This is a genomic window from Streptomyces sp. NPDC047706, assembly GCF_043204795.1.
Lineage (GTDB): Bacteria > Actinomycetota > Actinomycetes > Streptomycetales > Streptomycetaceae > Streptomyces.
In genome coordinates, this window is the sequence record NZ_JBIDCW010000065.1 from 1 (window position 1) to 1,843 (window position 1,843).

Consider the following 1,843-nt stretch of genomic DNA (forward strand, 5'->3'; position numbering starts at 1 on the left):
AGCCACCTCGCCGCCGGTGACCTTCATCAAGCGTCATTGGCAACACTGGACGCAAGCCAAACCGCAAGCATAAAAAAAGGCCGGAATTCCGGCCTGTTTCACGTCTGTGACCCGTCCTGAATAGCGTTGACACATTTTACTCACGCACAGAGGAAAATGTGATGAACCAGTATATTAAACGCACACAACGCGATTACTCTCTATCCTTTAAACTGGCTGTCGTCGAACAGGTCGAAAAAGGCGAGATGACATACCGCCAGGCGCAAGATCGCTACGGTATCCAAGGCAGCCAGACTGTCATGAACTGGCTGCGCAAATACGGTCAACTTGACTGGCGAACTTCTCCTTCCACCAGAACGTGCGGAGACAACATGCCCAAACTCCCCCTGACGCCCGAACAGCGTATTAAAGAACTTGAGCAGCAACTGGCTGAATCTGAAGTCAAAGCCCAGTTCTTCGAAGCTGTCGTCAAAGTGATGAACACCGACTTTGGCGCCACGCTGACAAAAAAGCAGCTAACCGCCTTATCGCGCAAACACAAGTACCGGGACTCACAGTAACGCGGGCCTGCCGATGGATGGGCATCAGCCGACAAGCGTGGTATCAGTCCCTGCAGCGTGAAGCAGGCAAAGAGGAGCAGGCCCGGCATCTCGTCGAACAGGTGACGGCCATCCGCTTGCACCAACCCCGACTGGGGACACGTAAGCTGCATCACCTGTTGCGGCAACACCCCGAACCGGCGTTGCATGTGGGCCGTGACCGGTTGTTCAGTATCCTGCGCTGCGCGCGGTTACTGGTGATGCCTAAACGGGCGTATCACAAGACGACGCACAGCCATCATCGTTTTTATCGCCATCCCAACCTGCTAAAAGCGGGAGACAATCAAGTAATAGCCAGCCGTCCGGAACAGGTATGGGTGGCGGATATCACCTACCTGCCGCTGAGAACGGGGACGGCGTATGTCAGCCTGGTAACGGATGCCTGGTCGAGAAAAATCGTGGGATATCACGTGCATGACAGTCTGCATACCCGGCATGTCGCCTGCGCGTTCAAAATGGCACTGGCCGGCAGACGCACGGCGTTGCCGTTGGTGCATCACTCGGACAGGGGTATCCAGTACTGCTCGCAGGAATATCAGGCGTTACATCAGCAGTATGGCGTCATCTGCTCGATGACGGACGGGTATGACTGTTATCAGAACGCGCTGGCGGAACGGATAAACGGGATACTCAAAACGGAATACCTGCTCGGCAGGCCAGAAGATATCGCGCAGGCAAGAAAGATGGTCAGGGAGTCGGTGAACCTCTACAACACGCGGCGGCCGCACTTGTCGCTGAAATACAAAACGCCCGATGAGGTTCATCGGGCGTTATCCGGTTGAAAAGTGTCAACCTATATCAGGACTAGTCAGCGGAAACCGCGATTACGACGCGGTCTTGATGCTTTCGGCGCTGCGCAACCGGTCGTAAGCCGCCGCCAGCAACAGCACCAGCAGCGTAGGCTGCAGCCAGACCAGACCCTGTTCGGCCAGCGGCAACTTATCGAACCAGGTCGGCAGCAGGCCGCTGAAGCTGGAGGCCTTCAGGCCGTCGGCGAGGCCAAACACCAGGCTGGTAGCGATCACCGGCGCGAACACGCGCTTGGCGCTGCGCCAGCGGTTCTGGCTGAAGCTGAGCAACACCAGCGCGATGCAGGGTGGATAGATCGCCGTCAGCACCGGCAGCGAGACGCGGATCAGGTTGGCCAGCCCCATGTTGGAGACCAGCATGGCGAAGAGCGCGAGGATAACCACCAGCGTGCGGTAAGAGAGCGGCAGGTAGCGAGAGAAGAAGTCCGCGCAGGC

At 57.3% G+C, this 1,843-nt stretch carries 1 protein-coding gene and 1 pseudogene; one reads left to right on the forward strand and one right to left on the reverse strand.

Going from position 1 to position 1,843, the window contains the following annotated elements:
* Positions 1–161 precede the first annotated feature (161 nt).
* Positions 162–1,407, forward strand: a pseudogene (locus ACGF8A_RS34515) (IS3 family transposase).
* A gap of 16 nt (positions 1,408–1,423) precedes the next feature.
* Here the strand turns inward: ACGF8A_RS34515 and ACGF8A_RS34520 are convergent.
* A partial coding sequence (locus ACGF8A_RS34520; protein ID WP_393114790.1) for a branched-chain amino acid transport system II carrier protein occupies positions 1,424–1,843 on the reverse strand: 420 nt, incomplete at its 5' end.